A 16,609-nucleotide genomic window follows, 5' to 3' on the forward strand; every position below is an offset into this window, starting at 1 on the left:
GCACGACCGACGTATGTCGGCCACAGTAGCGAGGAAGAGACTCGAACTCTTGACCTTACGATTATGAGTCGTACGCTCTAGCCAGCTGAGCTACCCCGCCAGAGAGCCTCGGGTGAGAATCGGACTCACGACCTCTTCCTTACCAAGGAAGTGCTCTGCCACTGAGCTACCGAGGCGTGGCGGATAGAGGATTCGAACCTCTGAAGCATTACGCGGCTGATTTACAGTCAGCTCCCTTTGACCGCTTGGGAAATCCGCCATGCCGCACTAGAACCGGAGCTCCGTACGGCAACTTGCCTATAATGACATGTTTTTCTGTTTTCCGCAAGTCCCGCTCCAACGTCGTGTCTTCCGCGTCAGGGCGGGACAGACCGGTCAGAAATCCCAGTCCTCGTCGTCCGTCTCCACGGCCTTGCCCATGACGTAGGAGGAGCCGGAGCCGGAGAAGAAGTCGTGGTTCTCGTCGGCGTTGGGGCTCAGGGATGCGATGATGGCCGGATTCACATCAGTGGTGTCCGAGGGGAAGAGGGCGGGATAGCCCAGGTTCATCAGGGCCTTGTTGCCGTTGTAGCGCAGGAACTTGGTGACATCCTCCACCAGGCCCACCCCGGAGTACAGGCTCTCGGTGTATTCCACCTCGTTGTCGTACAGGTCGCCCAGGAGCTCGTAGGTGTAGTCGCTCATGGCCTGACGCTCAGAGTCGGAGACCTTGGCCAGACCCTTCTGGTACTTGTAGCCGATGTAGTAGCCATGCACGGCCTCATCTCGGATGATCAAGCGGATCAGATCGGCCGTGTTAGTCAGCTTGGCATGGCTGGAGAAGTACATGGGCAGGTAGAAGCCCGAGTAGAAGAGGAAGGACTCCAGCAGGGTGGAGGCCACCTTGCGCTTCAGGGGGTTGTCGCCCTCGTAGTAGTCCAGAACGATCTGGGCCTTGCGCTGAAGGAACTCGTTGTGCTCGCTCCACTCGAATGCAGCGTCAATCTGAGGGGTGGAAGCCAGGGTGGAGAAAATGGAGGAGTAGGACTTGGCGTGGACCGACTCCATGAAGGCGATGTTGGTGTAAACAGCCTCCTCATGGGGGGTCAGTGCATCCGGGATCAGGCTGACGGCGCCCACGGTCCCCTGGATAGTGTCCAGAAGGGTCAGCCCGGTGAAGACCCGCATGGTCAGGGTGTGCTCCTCCTCGCTCATGGCCTGCCAGGAGGGCAGATCATTGCTGACGGGAACCTTCTCGGGCAGCCAGAAGTTGCCGGTCAGACGGTCCCAGACCTCCAGGTCCTTCTCGTCCTCCAGACGGTTCCAGTTGATGGCGGAGACCCGGTCGATCAGCTTCAGCGGCTGCCGGGGAATGGAAATGGGTGGGACCATGGTTGATTGCTCCTTGTTGGATAGGTGTTCGACAGTGCGAAGCGGATCATGACTGGACCGTCAGTCTACCGCATGGACGGACCCGGCCTGTGGATGTGGATACCAAAGGGCCGGCGCCGCCCTCAAAGACGGCACCGACCAGGGATTGCATATGCCTTAGGGCAGATGCATTAGAGCATGCAGCTGACGCAGCCCTCGACCTCGGTGCCCTCCAGCGCCTGCTGGCGGATTCTGATGTAGTAGAGGGTCTTGATCCCCTTGCGCCAGGCGTAGATCTGAGCCTTGTTCAGGTCGCGGGTGGTGGCCGTATCGGGGAAGAAGAGGGTCAGCGAGAGCCCCTGATCCACATGCTGGGTGGCCTCGGCGTAGGTGTCTACGATCTTCTTCCAGCCGATCTCGTAAGCGTCCTCGAAGTAGTCCAGGTTCTCGTTGGTCATGTAAGGGGCCGGGTAGTAGACGCGCCCGATCTTGCCCTCCTTGCGGATCTCGATCTTGGAGGCGATCGGGTGGATGGAGCTGGTGGAGTGGTTGATGTAGGAGATGGACCCGGTCGGGGGGACGGCCTGGAGGTTCTGGTTGTAGATGCCGTCCTTGAGGATGGCCGCCTGGAGTTCCTTCCAGTCCTCCACCGTGGGGATGTGGACCTGATACTGGTCGAAGAGGTCCTTGATCCGCTGGGTCCTGGGCTCCAGGGAACGGCTGCCCTCGGTGTACTTGTCGAAGTAGTTCCCCTGTCCTGCCGGCTTGGCGTAGTCGGACTTGGCGAAGGAGGCGAAGGCCTTCCCCCGCTCCACGGCCAGGGCATGGGAGGCCCTGTAGGCGTGGTAGGCCACGGTCATGAAGTACATGTCCGTGAAGTCCAGCCCCTCCTCGGACCCGTAGTGGATGCCCTCGCGGGCCAGGAAGCCATGGAGGTTCATCTGACCCAGGCCGATGGCATGGCCTTCATCGTTGCCCCTCTTGATGGAGGGGACGGCCTCGATGTTGGTGTGGTCGGAGACGGAGGTCAGGGCCCGCACCGAGGTTTCGACCGTGTCAGCCAGTCCGCCGTCCATGGCCTTGGCGATGTTGAGGGACCCCAGGTTGCATGAGATGTCGCGGCCGATATGCTCGTAGTTCAGGTTCTCGGAGTAGGTGCTGGGCTCCTGGACCTGCAGGATCTCCGAGCAGAGGTTGGACATGGTGATCCGGCCGTCGATGGGGTTGGCCTTGTTGACCGTGTCCTCGAAGAGGATGTAGGGGTAGCCGGACTCGAACTGGATCTCGGCCAGGGTCATGAAGAAGTCACGGGCGTCGATGTACTTCTTGTGGATCCGCTTGTCCTTGACCATCTCCTCATAGTGCTCGGTGATGGGGATGTCAGCGAAGGGCTTGCCGTAGACCCGCTCCACGTCGTAGGGCGAGAAGAGAGCCATGGGCTCCTTGCGCTTGGCCAGCTCGAAGGTGATGTCGGGGATGACCACGCCCAGGGCCAGGGACTTGATGCGGATCTTCTCGTCCGCGTTCTCCCGCTTGGTATCCAGGAAGCGCATGATGTCGGGGTGGTGGGCCGACAGGTAGACGGCGCCGGCACCCTGGCGGGCGCCCAGCTGGTTGGCGTAGGAGAAGGAATCCTCCAGGAGCTTCATGACCGGAACCACGCCGCTGGACTGGTTCTCGATGTGCTTGATGGGCGCGCCCATCTCGCGCAGGTTGCTGAGCAGCAGGGCCACGCCGCCGCCCCTCTTGGACAGCTGCAGGGCGGCGTTGACGCCGCGGGAGATGGACTCCATGTTGTCCTCGATGCGCACCAGGAAGCAGGAGACCGGCTCGCCGCGCTGGGCCTTGCCCAGGTTCAGGAAGGTGGGGGTGGCGGGCTGGAAGCGGCCGGAGATGATCTCGTCCGTGTACTTCATGGCGGCCTGCTCGTCCCCGTCGGCCAGTTCCAGGGCCACGGCCACGCAGCGCTGGGGGAAGTCCTCCAGGTAGCGCTTGCCGTCGAAGGTCTTCAGCGCGTAGGAGGTGTAGAACTTGAAGGCGCCCAGGAAGGTCTCGAATTCGAAGCCGCTCTCGGCCGCATGCTTATAGATCCTGTCCAGGAACTCAGGGGTGTAACGATCGAAGACCTTCCGGTCGTAGTACTCGTGATCCAGGAGGTAGGCGATCCTCTCGGCCGTGGAGGGGAAGGTCATGGTGTTGGGCCGCACGTGCCGGTCCATGTACTGGCGCTCGGCCTCGTGGTCCTTGTCGAACTGGATCCTGCCGTCCTTGTCGTACAGGTTCAGCATGGCGTTCAGGGCATGGTAGTCGTGAGCCGGATCGAAGGTCTCTTCATCCTCGGATGCGGTCCTGTCCAGGGCCAGGGACGTGTCCTCGTTTGCTCCCATCGGGTGTCCTTTCATGAGTTTTGCGGTGATGATGCGTGTAATGAAATTGGCTCAGGACTCGGGGTGGTTGCGGAAGAAATCCACAACCCCGCGGCGGACCTTCTCCTGGTCCTCCTTGGTGCCCATGAGCTCGAAATAGTAGAGGAAGGGCACATTGCACTTGCGGGAGATGATGTCCCCCGCCATGCAGAAGGCCTCCCCGAAGTTGGTGTTGCCCGAGGCGATGACCCCGCGGATGCCGGCCCGGTTGGCCGGGTCGTTCAGAAAGCGCTTGATCTGCGGCATGACCGCCTTCTTGGCCGATCCGCCCCCATAGGTGGGGACGATCAGGATGTAGGGCTGTCGAATGTTGAGCGGCGGATCCTTGGGCCTCAGAGGGATGCGGAAGACGTCAATCCCCTCCTCGTCCAAATGGCAGTTGGCGATGAACCGGGCGGTGTTGCGCGAGGCCGATGAGAAGTAGACCACAGCCCCCAGGCGCTGACCCTGGGCGGCGAACTCGGGAGCGCTGAGCTCCGAATCAGTTCCGGCGGTCTGCTGTTGCTCCATGCTTCCTCCTGATCAGGCCATCCAGAGCCTGTCTTGACGGTGATGCCCGCCCTGAGGACGGACCGATCAGAACCCGCCCAGCGCGAGCCTGAACTACTATATGTGCTGTTGATATCGGAAACGGTGAGCATATATAGGGTTTTCTGTGCCCAATATCACACCGTCTCCAACTGGCCTAGAAGTCCCAGTCATCGTCGTCCGTGGACTCGGAATGCCCCATGACGTAGGAGGAGCCCGAACCCGAGAAGAAATCATGGTTCTCGTTGGCCGATGGCGACAGGGCCGCCAGGATCTCCGAGCTGACATCGGTCTGGTCGGCTGCGAACCGGGCCGGGTAACCCAGGTTCATCAGCGCCTTGTTGGCATTGTAGCGGACGAAGGCGAAGACATCCTCGACGAAGGGGAAGCCCTCATAGATCTGCCCGGAGTAGACCATCTCCAGATCGTAGAGCTTGTCCAGCAAATCGTTGGTGAACTTCTCCAGCATGGCCTGGTCGGCCTGGGTCCTCTCCTCCAGACCCCGCTGATACTTGTAGCCCGAGTAATAGCCGTGGATGGCCTTGTCGCGCAGGATCAGCCGGATCATGTCAGCCGTGTTCATCAGCTTGGCATGGCTGGAGAAGTAGAGGGGCAGGTAGAAACCTGCATAGAGCATGAGCGAGGAAAGCATGGTGGAGGCCACCTTGCGCTTCAGGGGATCCTCGCTGACATACTCGTGCAGGACCGTGTGGACGCGCTCCTGGAGGACATCGTTGGCCACGGCCCAGCGGTAGGCCTTGTCGATCTCCTCGCTGGAGCAGAGGGTGGAGAAGACCGAGGAATAGGAGCGGGCATGAACCGACTGCATGAAGGCGATATTGGTGTAGATGGCCTGCTCCTGCTCGGTGCGGGCGTGATCGATCTGCACCAGCTCGCCGATGGTGGCCTGGGTGGTGTCCAGCATGGTCAGCCCGGTGAAGACGCGGACCGTGGTCTGGCGCTCGTGATCGGTCAGCGTGTTCCAGGATGGGATGTCGTTGGACAGGGGCACCTTCTCGGGCAGCCAGAAGTTGGAGACCAGGCGGTTCCAGACCTCCAGATCCTTCTCATCGGTGATCTTGTTCCAATTGACCGGGCGAATCCTGGCCTCAGGGGTGACACGGTACTGGGGCGGGGTGATGGATTGGCGCATCATCTCGTCGTCGGCATAGACGCCGGCCTCTGACTTGGTGCTCTCTTCGGTGCTTTCCTGCTGGCTCATGACAAAACCGCCTTTCGTGAATCAGTCGACTGCTGCTGGAGCTGCACTCCCATTCCGGCCAGAATGGCCCTGACCGCTTGAACATCCTCGGAGGTGCCCAGCAGCTCGAAGCGATAGAGCTCAGGGACGCCGCACCGGCGGGCTATCAACGGGCCGGCCGCGCAATAGGCGCTGCCGAAGTTGCGGTTGCCCGAGGTGATGACCCCGCGGATCAGTCCGCGGTTGACCGGATTGTTCAGGAAGTGGATGACCTGCTTGGGCACGGCCCCCTTGGCTGACCCGCCCCCATAGGTGGGCACCAGCAGAAGGTAGGGCGCATCCATAACAGGCATGGGCTGGCGCCGTTCATACAGGGGGATGCGGATGGGCTCCTCCACGCCCAGCCGCTGCACAAAGCGGTGGGTGTTGTTGGAGACGCTGGAGAAATACACCAGCCTGGAGGCGCCATCGGGAGGATCGTGCCGATCCACATCTGCTGAAGACATAGTGACTGCTGCTCCTTGATAAACACTATATGTTGGATATACTTGGCCAGCCAACCACAATATATAGGTTTATCCAAGACGACACAAGTTCACAGGAGCAAAACCGCCCCCGCTGTGACATTCCATACAACAGCAGGGACGGCAGTCAAATGCTTTTACGATTGCGCGAGTGCGACCTTCAGTCGGAGGTCTAGTCCTTGGGCAAACCCTGTCGACGCAGGTCGGCGCAAACCTCCAGGACCCGGTCGTTGGCCTCCCTCTCCCCCACAGTGATGCGGATGCCCTCGCCAGGGAAAGTCCTGACCGACAAGCCTGCGTCGCGGAAACGCTGATCAGCCTGCGCGGAGGCCTGGCCCAGGGGCAGCCAGTAGTAGTTGGCCCGAGGTTGGGAGATCTTCCACCCCTGCTCCTGCAAACCAGCCAGTACTCTGGCCCGCTCCTGCTTGAGTGCCTGGACCCGTTCGGCCAGGCGGTCCTGTGCATCCAGGCTGGCCATTGCCGCCGTCTGGGCCACATCGGAGACGCCGAAGGGCAGGGCCACCTTGTTCATGCCGGCAATGATCGGCTCGGCAGCCACGGCGTATCCGATCCGCAGCCCCGCCAGTCCGTAGGCCTTGGAGAAGGTCCGGGCCACTATCACGTTGGGATGCTCGCGCATGAGTGACAATCCGTCGGCGCGGTCAGGGTCGTCGTTGAACTGTATATAGGCCTCGTCAAAGAGTACCGGCAGGTCGGCGGGCAGGGCCTGCAGCAGCCGTTCGGCCTGGTCGCGGCCGACGTTGGTCGCAGTCGGATTGTTGGGATTGTTGACGATGACCAGTCTGGTGTTGTCGTTGACCGCGGCGATCATGGCCTCGATGTCATGCCGTCCCTGCTTGTCCAGGGGCACGGGCACGCCGGTGGCTCCAGCCGAGGTGACGATGATGGGATAGGCCTCGAAGCTGCGCCAGGGGTAGACCACCTGGTCGCCATGACCGGCCACCAGGTCAACCAGCTGGGTAATGACCTCAGTGGACCCGCAACCCAGCTGGATGCATGCGGGATCCACCCCGTGCAGCTGGGCCAGCCGCTCCACCAGACGGGTGCCATGCATGTCCGGATAACGGTTCAGATGGCTCAAGGCCTGCTCCGAGACGGTCCGGAGCACGCCCGGCAGAGGCGGGTAGGGATTCTCGTTGCTGGAGATCTTGTAGCTGGTCAACCCGGGAACGGCTGGTGCCGGGCTGCCCTGCCGGTATCCGGGCAGGGAATCAATGCTGGCGCGATGACGATAGTACATGGGCACCATGCTAGTGGCCGCCATATGTCTCCGCGGTGTCTGTTCCGCTGCACGGTCTCCCGAGACGCGAATGGCCCCCGGTCCTTGCACAGGACCAGGGGCCACTATCACCGCCTCTTTACTTGAGGATGGCCAGAACGTCGCGCGCGGACACGATCAGGTAGTCCTCGCCGCCGTAGTTGACCTCGGTGCCGCCATACTTGGAGTACAGAACCTTGTCGCCAACCTTGACATCCATGGGGATGCGCTCGCCCTTGTCGTCACGACGGCCGGGGCCTGCCGCCAGCACCTCGCCCTGCTGGGGCTTCTCCTTGGCGGTATCGGGAATGACCAGCCCGGAAGCGGTCTTGGTCTCCGCCTCAGCCTGCTTGATGACGATCTTGTCTTCCAACGGTGTGAGTGAAATCGACACTGTGGACCTCCTACATCTTGTGAGAACAGCCAATGAACCCACGCCGGAACGTCGATGAGAGGCTGACGAACACTCACCACGCATTCCTTTGCGCTACAAGCCATAGTAGCGCGAAATTAGCACTCTGCCAACTTGAGTGCTAACGCTGGTGGTGAAAGATCAATCGCCGATTGATCCCTCAGGACTTGGCTGCCGGACGACGCCGGGCCAATATGGCCTCCACGCCGATGGACAGGGAGTCCTCGCTGCGGTCGGGCACCTCGACCTGAGCCTGCAACTCCCGCTTGTGAAAGTCGTCGGGCTGCCCGTCGGCCTTTTTCTTTTCGGGGGGACGGGCCACGGAGACCTGCCGGGTGGACTTGATCTCCAGGCTGTGAGGACCCTCGTCCTCGCTATTCCTGCCGTCACCGTCTGTTCCCTCACCACGGGCTGAACCCAGGGAGAAGGAGATCAGATCCTGTCCCGCCGCCATGCCGAAGGCGTCCAAGGCCGGAGAGGGATTGATGCGCTTGAGCTCATTGGTGGCGTCGTCCTGGGCCTTTGCCGAGGACGACGATCCCCCGGATGCGGAGGACTGAGCCGACGAAGCTGGGTGCTCGTTGCCAGCAGATGCAGAGACCGATCCCGACTTGCCTGACTGGGCAGCGGCGGATTGCACGGATGCCGACTGCGGAGAGGCAGCGGACTTGTCCACTGACGACTTGGGCGCTGCGGGCTTGGATGCAGCCTTTTGGGCCGTTGAAGATTTGGCGGTTGCCGGTTTGGAAGCCTTCGGACGAGAAGCCGCTTGTTTGGCTGGGGTCCGTTCAGGGGCCTTCTTGGCGTCGGACGGCCTGTTCGTCGTATGTCCTGTCTGCGCAGCAGACTTCCCGGTCGACTTGACGGACCCAGCCGAACCTTGAGTCTTGCTGCGGCCGACTGTCGGATTTGCAGGCTTGGCGGAATTGTGCTGCCTGGCCTTGAGAGCTGCCTGCTGATCAGCCCTGGCCTGTGCCAGCGTTCGACGGATCTCACCCTGGTCCAGCACATCCGTGGCAGTTTCCGCGCGTCCCTCATTCTTGGCCTGTCCAGGCTTGCCGGAGGTCCTGCTCTTAGTCAGACTGGCTGCCTGCTGACGACGCTGCCGGGCACGCCGCTGGGCTAAATTGCGCTCCCAGGCCCGCGCCTGGGCCGAAGCATGCGCGCCTGCAGCCAACACCACTACCACCAGCGCCAGGGGAATCAAAGCAAACCATGGGCTGTAGTCCATAAGGAAGGAGCAACCGGCCACCAGCAGGGTGACAACCAAGAGGGTAACGACCAAGATGCGACGACGTCGTATGGCCGCGCGGCGCAACTGTCTGATCTGCTTGACGCGCTGGGCCTGACTCCGCCGGTTGCCATCCTGCTGCCCTTGCTGCATGACCAACCCTTTCACCGTCCTCGACTGCCTGTCGCAGAACCTCATGCCGTCTTCCCGACCCACCATGTGCAGGGAGGTGGAAAGCCTGTCCTGGCGATGCTCCGAGGCCCGCTTCATGCCCTTGACGGTGCGAAACGGCAACCAACCCAGCACCAGAATCACCGCAATCACCAAAACCACGATGCTGCTGAGTGATTCATAAACCATAGGTACTACGTTAGTTGACGGTATGCCCCAAGCGGCAAGTCAAACCCAGCGTGTCGACCATGTCCGTCCCAGGGGCTCATAGACGAGCCAGCAAATCCGGATCGAATTGGTCACTGATCCAGGCGAAGGTCAGGTGGTCCCGCCACTGTCCGTTGACGTACATGTAGCTGCGGCGCAGCCCCTCCGGCTCCATGCCCAGCTTCTGGACTACGCGCAGAGACCGTTCGTTTTCAGGCAGAATCGCCACCTCAAGCCGGTGCAGATGGGGTCCGTTCCTGTCCCTGAAGGCCCAGTCAGCCAGCATGGCCAGAGCCAGGGGCGCGAACCCGTGACCAATCCAATCCTGGTCCACCCAGTAGCCCGCTGTCGCTGCACGCATGGACCCGTAGCGGATGGCACCCAAGGAAATCTGCCCCACGATGCTCTGATGAAACTCCATCAGGAAGACCGCTGAAGAGCCCTCCTGCCGGGCACGTGCCAGCTCCTGCATCCACTGGGCATAGGTCATGCCAGGCCCGTGGCGGGGATCCCCCGACTCCCATGGGGCCAGCCAATCGCGATTCCTCCATCGGACCGCGTTCCAGGCTGCTTGATCGCCCTCGCGGATGGGCCTCAGCAGGAAGTCCCCATGGCCCGGGGGCGAAGTCAGACGATCAGGCAGATCCAGGGCATGGTCCGAACGGGCTCGGGAACCCTGCCAGACCTGGCGGAAGGTATGCAGAACCGACATGGCTCCATGTTCTCACCGAACGGCTGCTGAGGCAGGCATGCGTCCACCAGGGAGAGCCCCTGCTGGTAGAACTGGGGACATGAACGAGCAGGAACGCATCGATAGGGACAAGCAGGATCGACGCAGCCGGCTGCTTGAAGCCCGACGACGTATCGACCCGGCCCGATGCCTGGACGCAGGCCGCAAGCTTGCCGATCTGCTGGCAGGCCAGGTGCTTGCCAGGATCGAACGCTCACCAGGCGGCCAAAGCCTGACCGTGGCTGCTTTTGCCTCCATTCGTGGGGAGATAGCCATGGACCCCAGCCTGGATCTCCTACTGGACCGTGGCGACCAGGTGCTCATCCCCATGCTGGGTACAGGCACCGAAGTAGGTTGGGGCCGACTGCAATCACGGCAGGATCTGGATGACATGAAGCGGATTCCAGGTTGGCGGCCTGACGAACCTGATATGCCTGCCCTGCCGGCGCAGGCCTTAGATAAGGCTGATCTGATTCTGGTGCCAGCGCTGGCCATCGACCATGCCGGCATTCGCCTGGGACGGGGCGGCGGCTGGTATGACCGTGCCCTGGCCCTGCGTGCAGACCGGACCCCGGTAGTGGGCATCTGCTGGCCCGGCGAATTCATGGAAGCCCCTCTGCCCCATCTGGACCATGATCTCCCTGTGGATGCAGTCCTGACGCCTGAAGGTTTCACGCCCACAGCCGCAGGTCTGTCACGAAGGCCCGGCACAGACCATAATGGTGATGAACAAGGCTGACGAGAGGCCCGGCGCCGATTCTTCTGGTCGAAGCCACCACTAGGATATTGGGTGTTGAACCAATCGTCGAGCGAACCGACCATCAGCGGAGGGAAAGAACGGTGCCCACCTATCATTATCGCTGCAAGAACTGCGGATACGACTTCACCAAGGAGCAGTCCTTCAACGACGAACCCATCACCATCTGCCCCAAGTGCGGGCAACAGCAGGTCCGCAAGATCTTCTCCGCAGTGCCCATCGAGTTCAAGGGCCATGGCTTCTACCGGACCGACGGAGCCTCATCCTCCTCCTCGGGCTCCACAAGCAGCAAGTAGACCGAAAAGCACATTCGACCACATCGACCATGCAGACCCATACGCCGGCCAAGATCCTGGCAGGCTGGGGACATGGCCGATTTTTCCATCTTCAGCAATAGGGATAAGCCTTCATCGGCAGCCGGATCCCTGACCCGCCGACGGCGACTTTTTCGGTTGCGGCGTGTAGGGGCCGCCCTGGCATTAGGGCTTGCGGTCTTCTGCACCCTGCAGATCCTGCTTCAGGCTCAGGGCCGCCTATCTGTACTGGTCGCCGCGCGGCCCATTGCACGCGGATCAACCATCGAGCCCGCCATGGTTGAAACGCGAATCCTGCATGGCAGGGAAGGTCTGCCCGGCCTGATCCCCTCATTTGCGCAAGTACGTGGGCAGCGGCTGATGATCAGCGTCCACACAGGGCAACCGCTGACCACGGCCATGATCAGCAGCAGACCGGCACAGCCACCTGGAACCACCCCGGTGACTGTTCGCCTTGCCGACGACCCGGGAAACCTGCAGGCTGGCGACCAGGCGAGTTTGCTGGCCTCGGGGAACTGCCCAGCCGCCGCCAGCACGCATCCCGCCCAACCCGGTTCTCTGCCACCACCCTCCACACAAGACCGACCAGGTTCTGATAGGGCGCCAGGGCTTGCCCATAGCCAGCAAGTCAACGACATGCAGACGCCGACTCCCGGGCAGGCCTCAGGCGGCGGACACTGCATGATAGCCGAGCAGGCACTGGCGCTGCAACCGGCGCAGACCATCGCCAAAGATCGATCCGACCCGGAAGAGCGGGAGGGCAACCAAGTCCGGCAAGCGTCCCAGGCCGTCTTCGCCCTGAATGCCAGTCAGGCTCTGCTCTTGCTATCGCTGGATCCATCCACACCCGTCATCGCCATCCGCCCCGACAGCACTTCTGCACCGACACCCTCCGATCATGTCGGAAAACCGAAACCATTCTGGGCCCACGATAATGGAGGAAGAAGCAGGCATGGGCGCTCCATGCCTCACATCGGCTACGGAAGGATGCAGGATGGCCTCGATCAATCAGGTGGCGGCCAAGGATACCGCCGAAGCAGTCCACAAAATCTCGCAGATCAGCAACAAGGGGGTGCTGGGCGAGTTCAAGCAGTTCATCTCACGCGGATCCATGGTGGATATGGCCGTGGGCGTGGTCATGGGTTCTGCGGTGACCAGCGTGGTCAACGCCATCGTCAACAATCTGATCAGCCCCCTGATCGCCATGATCTTCGGCAAACCGGATCTGTCGGGACTCCTGACCATCAGCTACCGGAACGCCACCATCTCCTTTGGCGCCATTCTGACGGCCCTGCTCAACTTCCTCTTGATCGCCATCGCCGTCTACTTCTGCATCATCATGCCCATCAACAAACTGCGGCAGTTGAGCCGGGCAGCCTCGGGCATCAAGGACCAGCCCAACGCACCCAGCCCTCAGGACCAGACCCTTCAGCTGCTGCGCCAGATCGCCGAAGACATCCACCAGTCAACAGGTTCAGACAATCAACAGGCCGGAACCGGACTGCCCAAAGACCAGGACTAGGACCGGCAGTCAGTCGCCGCGCTCATTGGGGAAGAGTCCCCAGTGGGGCGGCAGCTCGCCCAGGATCCGCCGGTCATCCCCGTCAAGACGATCCTGCGCACAGATCCTGTCCTGGGGATCCTCCTCGATGCCGTCGACATCGAACCGTTCCCTGCCTGGGCGCACCACGCGGCGATGCCGACGCGGGCGCGAAGCCGCAGGCTCACCGGCCTGATCGCCGTGGTCGAGCTGATCATCCGCCATCAACGCGCCTGCTGATAGATATCGGCAAGACGGGCGACGATCCTGTCGGCTTCCTTGTCGGGGTTGACGAAGGCCGAAACGCTCCAAACGGTCATGACCGACCAGCCAAGATACTGCAGGTCCTCAGTGGTGAACCGGTGACGTTCCCGTGTGGACTGGGTATGCATGAACTCGGCGTCGTCGGTCAGCACGGCCAAAGCAAAGGGCTTGTTCTTGAGCCCGACCACCAGCGGAATCCGGGGCGCATGGTCGTACCCGTAATCCAAGGCCACGTCCAGCCCCCGGGTCCGCAGCCGCTGGGCCAGATCCCGGAAGAGCACATTAGTGGACTGCTCGGCCTGCTCGGGCCGGGCCGGTTCCGCGTCGGGATGCTCAACCCAGGTCAACAGCTCCTTGAGCAGACGCGGTCCAGGCTGGTGAAGGCGATCATCCTCCAGATCATCAGCAGAGAACGCCGCGACGATATCCAGATTCCGATCCGGCAGAACCAGGGCATCCAGCAGCATGCCCTTGCCCCCTTCGCCCTCCAGATCGCCGAACTGCTGCAGGAGACGGCCGTGGGTGGTCTTGGCAAAGCCCAGAGTGAGGATCACGTCCGTGGCACGAGCGCCGCAGACCTCGTCAATGCCGACGATGCGTACATGCCGCAGGAACTTGGCGAAGACCCTGTCCTTGGCTGCCGCCGACTTGAGTTCGGCGCCCAGCCTTGAGCGGTGGGTAGCCGATAGGGTGACCACAGTCAGCAGATAACTGTTCGGCACCAGGGAGAAGGATCCGGCCCTGCGCTTGAGCATGTCGACAACGGCAGCGACCTCCTGTTGGCTGGACTCGACCAGACCGGTGGCCATGACCGGAACGCCAGCGCCCTCCACCCTGGTCAGGGTCACCCTGCCAGGTTCCCGACAATCGGGGACAGGTGCCGACAGATCCCCATAGCCGTGATCCTTCAGGAAGGCGTCCAACCGAATCGAACGGCGCGAGGGTCGGGCTTTGACGGTGACCGGGACCAGATGGTCGACCAGTTGCAAAAGGCCATCCGAAGTGATGGTGGGCCGGTGGGCGATGACCGCCACCTGCCGGGCCCGAGCCAGCACAGTCAGCACCTGGATGGAAGGCATATGGGCCCCGGCATCGATGATGACGGTGTCGGCCAGCTGTGTCGGATTGGTCCTGGTTGCCAGCGTGGCCGGAGTCGCGATGATGATGGGTTTGGCCGCCGACAGGATGCCGGGGTGGGCCTGTTGGAAGACCGCAAGGGAGGCACCGGGGTTGCCGGCCAGCATGGTGTGCAGCTGATTGGCCTCCTGGGTGCGCGAGAAAAGCAGTTCGGACAGACGCTTTTCGCTCTCCTGGGCAACCATGGGCCCTACGCTGGCCACATGCTGGGCATCCACCTGACTGAAGCGGTCGGCTGCATTGGACAGGGCGGAGCCATCCTGGTTGGAGATAATCTGCGAGGAGCGCATGATGTCGTCGAAAACCGTGGTCCACCAGGCCAGTTGCAGCTCGGCCCTTACCGCCTTGCCTTCAACCTGGCGGTTGCGCAGATCCTGGACCAGCTCCTCCAGCCCGGCCTTGCTGAATTCACCCTCCAAAGCGCAGCGCTCAGGCAAGGTATCCAAGGCTGTATGGTCGTCAAAGAGCGCCTTGAGTCGCTCCTCCACCTTGTTGAAGTCCATGGTCTCCAGATCGCCGCCAGCCGGAGTCGAGTCCAGGACGGTGTCCAGAGCTGTCATGTCGCGGATCAGGGATTCCTGCGTGTCGATGATGACGTCCAGTTTGGGCGGCAGGACCGGCCAGCCGCCGTGGGGGACGAAGGTCCGCCACTGCTCGGCCTGCTTGGAGACCACCACCAGCGACTCATGCAGATCCTCGACCTGGGCGCCTGGCCTGAGCAGGCTCTTGGCCTCCTTGACCAGACGCCGACGCTCCCAGAATCCCAGATTGGTGCCATTGGCCTTGCGATCGGCCTTGGACTTGGTGGCCTCGATCATGGCGGGAATATCGCGCTCGAAGATGGAAGGCTGGAATACATCCAGGACCCGGCGCAGGTTCTTGAGGACCACCACCTGCCGTCCCCAATCCTTGACGGTGGCGGGCACGGGGAATCCGCAGGTCTCTACAGTGGACTTGACCTGCTCACGGGTGTCCGGCAGAAGCCGTTGCAGAAGACGAACCACACGGGAGTATGCGTCCACAGCCTCGTTCTCGTTGACCAGGGTGGCACCGAACCAGGGAGTGTCCTGGGGGCCGATGACGAATTCGCCCAACTCGGCAGCCCTCTCCAGCTTGTCCGCCCACGTATCCAAATCGGGCTGCAGATCGTGGGCGGTGGCCGCGCCCAGACGGACACGGGTGGCAGGATGCGTAGGCATATTGGCGATGTTGGCCAGATTCTGAATGGTCTGGTAGGCCGAAACCCCCCAACTGGAATCCACCCCGTGCAGATCGCCCAGGTAGCGGGTCAGTCGGGAGCGGACACCCACAAGCTCGTCAGCCACCTGATCAAAATGCTCGCTGGACTTGCCGGGTTTGAACCCCACTGCATCGATCAGCCGTTGATCCAGGACCCTGCCCAGCTGGTCATCGGTCAGATCAAGGGCCATGTCAGCCATCCCGGCAGCATCCAAACGATGCTGGAAACGCCGCTTCTCCTCCACCACGCAGGGCACATAGAGCACGGTCCTGCCGGCGGTGACGCAGCGCGAGGCGATGGCCAGGGCATCGTCGGCGCTGTGGAGGCCGGTCTGCTCATCCACAAGCACGCTGTGCCCGGTCGCCACCAGCTGGGCGGCATAACGGACCCGGTTGTCCACATCTCCAGCCTCAAACTCGCTGTGAGGGTCAGCATCGAAGGGGCTGTAGTCGGGCACTGGTCCGCCCTTGAGCCGCTCGGAGGCTGCCTGGTCGCCAGCCAAGGCATCCAGCAGATCGTTGCCGGTGGACCCAGCGGTCATCCGATCCAGAATCCGAAGGCTTTCGCCCAGCAGCTGGGCCGATGGCTCGATAAAGCACCCCAGAACGATTTTCCGCTCAATGGTGAAGTCGCTGATATGCGGCGTGATCAGGGCCGTCATGTCCTTGAAAAGCGATGAGGTTTCAGGGGTGCCGCCCTGATAGTGGGAGGCGGAAAACAGACGCTCCGGATCCAGGGTGATGCCCCGCTCGCGCATGGCCGAGATCAAGGCAGGATTAAGATCCACCTTGCCTGTGAATCTGATGGAAGCCCTGGAGGCCCCCTGTGCGCTCTCATCGATGCGCACGGGATAGAGCAGTACGGGCATGTCGCGCCCCTGCCAGGCAGCCACCCCCACCACCATGGAGAGCTGGGCGAAACCGCTGGCGCGCTCCTTGGCGGCCTGATCGTCCAGGACCCGCTCCATGCGACGGTGGGCCGCACGCAGCATGCCGCGGTCCCGGAAAAGCGCATCCAGATGAACCTGGCCGCTGGCGAAGAGCTGGGCAATGCCTGAAGGATGCGCGTGCGTGAGGTCCATCTGCGCCGCCAGTTGCGACACATTCTCCAGTGGGGTCAGTCCCACCTGGTTCTGGTAGTCCTGGCGCCATCCCCGGATTCGCTCCAGTGGAGTCAACGGGGCCTTGACCTCTTCTGCCGTACAATCGGAGGAGGACCCGGCCGTCGATGCCTGTGCACCTTCAGCCTGTTTGTCTTCTTCCGATCCCCCGATGCTCATTACCGTCTCGCTCATCCGT

The 16,609-nt window shown here is 62.1% G+C and carries 14 protein-coding genes, 3 tRNA genes and 1 pseudogene; 4 read left to right on the plus strand and 14 right to left on the minus strand.

Going from position 1 to position 16,609, the window contains the following annotated elements; all coding sequences use genetic code 11:
- Positions 1–26 precede the first annotated feature (26 nt).
- The 12 genes from RAM15_RS06960 to RAM15_RS07015 all read right to left on the minus strand — a co-directional run bounded on the left by RAM15_RS06960 (position 27) and on the right by RAM15_RS07015 (position 10,041).
- Positions 27–100: transfer RNA gene (locus RAM15_RS06960), tRNA-Met, on the minus strand.
- A 4-nt stretch (positions 101–104) separates the two neighbouring features.
- A tRNA-Thr gene (locus tag RAM15_RS06965) sits at positions 105–176 on the minus strand.
- A gap of 1 nt (position 177) precedes the next feature.
- A tRNA-Tyr gene (locus RAM15_RS06970) sits at positions 178–259 on the minus strand.
- 116 nt (positions 260–375) lie between these two features.
- Positions 376–1,371 (minus strand): class 1b ribonucleoside-diphosphate reductase subunit beta, encoded by a 996-nt coding sequence (gene nrdF / locus RAM15_RS06975; RefSeq protein ID WP_024626806.1) that lies wholly within the window; start codon positions 1,369–1,371, stop codon positions 376–378.
- Between the two features lie 170 nt (positions 1,372–1,541).
- Entirely contained in the window at positions 1,542–3,737 is a 2,196-nt protein-coding gene (gene nrdE / locus RAM15_RS06980) for a class 1b ribonucleoside-diphosphate reductase subunit alpha (RefSeq protein ID WP_306221306.1), read from the minus strand.
- 51 nt (positions 3,738–3,788) lie between these two features.
- The gene (nrdI, locus tag RAM15_RS06985; protein ID WP_101432834.1) at positions 3,789–4,286 is read right to left on the minus strand and encodes a class Ib ribonucleoside-diphosphate reductase assembly flavoprotein NrdI; all 498 of its coding nucleotides are present in this window, start codon (positions 4,284–4,286) and stop codon (positions 3,789–3,791) included.
- A 175-nt stretch (positions 4,287–4,461) separates the two neighbouring features.
- Positions 4,462–5,457, minus strand: coding sequence for a class 1b ribonucleoside-diphosphate reductase subunit beta (gene nrdF / locus RAM15_RS06990; RefSeq protein WP_045925134.1), 996 nt, complete (start codon positions 5,455–5,457; stop codon positions 4,462–4,464).
- A gap of 65 nt (positions 5,458–5,522) precedes the next feature.
- Complete coding sequence (gene nrdI, locus RAM15_RS06995) at positions 5,523–6,011, minus strand: class Ib ribonucleoside-diphosphate reductase assembly flavoprotein NrdI (protein ID WP_101432835.1); 489 nt, start codon at positions 6,009–6,011, stop codon at positions 5,523–5,525.
- A 190-nt stretch (positions 6,012–6,201) separates the two neighbouring features.
- Positions 6,202–7,290 carry a histidinol-phosphate transaminase gene (locus RAM15_RS07000; RefSeq protein WP_306222267.1) on the minus strand — a complete coding sequence of 363 codons (1,089 nt, stop codon included), beginning with the start codon at positions 7,288–7,290 and terminating at the stop codon, positions 6,202–6,204.
- Between the two features lie 118 nt (positions 7,291–7,408).
- Entirely contained in the window at positions 7,409–7,702 is a 294-nt protein-coding gene (gene groES / locus RAM15_RS07005) for a co-chaperone GroES (RefSeq protein ID WP_015022393.1), read from the minus strand.
- Between the two features lie 178 nt (positions 7,703–7,880).
- A complete protein-coding gene (locus tag RAM15_RS07010) occupies positions 7,881–9,311 on the minus strand; it encodes a hypothetical protein (RefSeq protein WP_306221307.1) in 1,431 nt (476 codons plus the stop codon).
- Positions 9,312–9,387: 76 nt separating this feature from the next.
- Positions 9,388–10,041 (minus strand): GNAT family N-acetyltransferase, encoded by a 654-nt coding sequence (locus tag RAM15_RS07015; RefSeq protein ID WP_306221308.1) that lies wholly within the window; start codon positions 10,039–10,041, stop codon positions 9,388–9,390.
- A gap of 79 nt (positions 10,042–10,120) precedes the next feature.
- On the opposite strand from RAM15_RS07015, the gene RAM15_RS07020 reads away from it, so the two are divergent.
- From RAM15_RS07020 to mscL, 4 genes and pseudogenes are all read left to right on the plus strand, one after another.
- Positions 10,121–10,798, plus strand: a complete 678-nt coding sequence (locus RAM15_RS07020; protein ID WP_306221309.1) for a 5-formyltetrahydrofolate cyclo-ligase — start codon at positions 10,121–10,123, stop codon at positions 10,796–10,798.
- Positions 10,799–10,899: 101 nt separating this feature from the next.
- Positions 10,900–11,112 (plus strand): FmdB family zinc ribbon protein, encoded by a 213-nt coding sequence (locus tag RAM15_RS07025; protein WP_045924833.1) that lies wholly within the window; start codon positions 10,900–10,902, stop codon positions 11,110–11,112.
- A 72-nt stretch (positions 11,113–11,184) separates the two neighbouring features.
- Positions 11,185–11,523, plus strand: a pseudogene (locus RAM15_RS08550) (SAF domain-containing protein); the annotation flags it as partial.
- A 601-nt stretch (positions 11,524–12,124) separates the two neighbouring features.
- On the plus strand, positions 12,125–12,652 hold the full coding sequence (gene mscL / locus RAM15_RS07030) for a large conductance mechanosensitive channel protein MscL (RefSeq protein WP_306221310.1): 528 nt from the start codon (positions 12,125–12,127) through the stop codon (positions 12,650–12,652).
- Between the two features lie 9 nt (positions 12,653–12,661).
- Here mscL and RAM15_RS07035 read toward each other — a convergent pair whose 3' ends face one another.
- Entirely contained in the window at positions 12,662–12,895 is a 234-nt protein-coding gene (locus tag RAM15_RS07035; protein ID WP_306221311.1) for a hypothetical protein, read from the minus strand.
- Positions 12,895–16,605, minus strand: a complete 3,711-nt coding sequence (locus RAM15_RS07040) for a helicase (RefSeq protein ID WP_306221312.1) — start codon at positions 16,603–16,605, stop codon at positions 12,895–12,897. The genes RAM15_RS07035 and RAM15_RS07040 overlap by 1 nt, the downstream gene beginning before the upstream one ends.
- Positions 16,606–16,609: the final 4 nt, after the last annotated feature.

It is taken from the genome of Bifidobacterium asteroides (genome assembly GCF_030758775.1).
Lineage (GTDB): Bacteria > Actinomycetota > Actinomycetes > Actinomycetales > Bifidobacteriaceae > Bombiscardovia > Bombiscardovia kimbladii.

What these genes read in the sequence shown, in the direction of transcription:
- nrdF (WP_024626806.1), bottom strand. Translation starts at nt 1,371, where the DNA reads ATGGTCCCACCCATTTCCATTCCCCGGCAGCCGCTGAAGCTGATCGAC.
- RAM15_RS07040 (WP_306221312.1), bottom strand. Translation starts at nt 16,605, where the DNA reads ATGAGCGAGACGGTAATGAGCATCGGGGGATCGGAAGAAGACAAACAG.
- nrdF (WP_045925134.1), bottom strand. Translation starts at nt 5,457, where the DNA reads ATGCGCCAATCCATCACCCCGCCCCAGTACCGTGTCACCCCTGAGGCC.
- mscL (WP_306221310.1), top strand. Translation starts at nt 12,125, where the DNA reads ATGGCCTCGATCAATCAGGTGGCGGCCAAGGATACCGCCGAAGCAGTC.
- RAM15_RS07010 (WP_306221307.1), bottom strand. Translation starts at nt 9,311, where the DNA reads ATGGTTTATGAATCACTCAGCAGCATCGTGGTTTTGGTGATTGCGGTG.
- nrdI (WP_101432835.1), bottom strand. Translation starts at nt 6,011, where the DNA reads ATGTCTTCAGCAGATGTGGATCGGCACGATCCTCCCGATGGCGCCTCC.
- RAM15_RS07015 (WP_306221308.1), bottom strand. Translation starts at nt 10,041, where the DNA reads ATGTCGGTTCTGCATACCTTCCGCCAGGTCTGGCAGGGTTCCCGAGCC.
- RAM15_RS07020 (WP_306221309.1), top strand. Translation starts at nt 10,121, where the DNA reads ATGAACGAGCAGGAACGCATCGATAGGGACAAGCAGGATCGACGCAGC.
- RAM15_RS07000 (WP_306222267.1), bottom strand. Translation starts at nt 7,290, where the DNA reads ATGTACTATCGTCATCGCGCCAGCATTGATTCCCTGCCCGGATACCGG.
- nrdI (WP_101432834.1), bottom strand. Translation starts at nt 4,286, where the DNA reads ATGGAGCAACAGCAGACCGCCGGAACTGATTCGGAGCTCAGCGCTCCC.
- RAM15_RS07035 (WP_306221311.1), bottom strand. Translation starts at nt 12,895, where the DNA reads ATGGCGGATGATCAGCTCGACCACGGCGATCAGGCCGGTGAGCCTGCG.
- nrdE (WP_306221306.1), bottom strand. Translation starts at nt 3,737, where the DNA reads ATGGGAGCAAACGAGGACACGTCCCTGGCCCTGGACAGGACCGCATCC.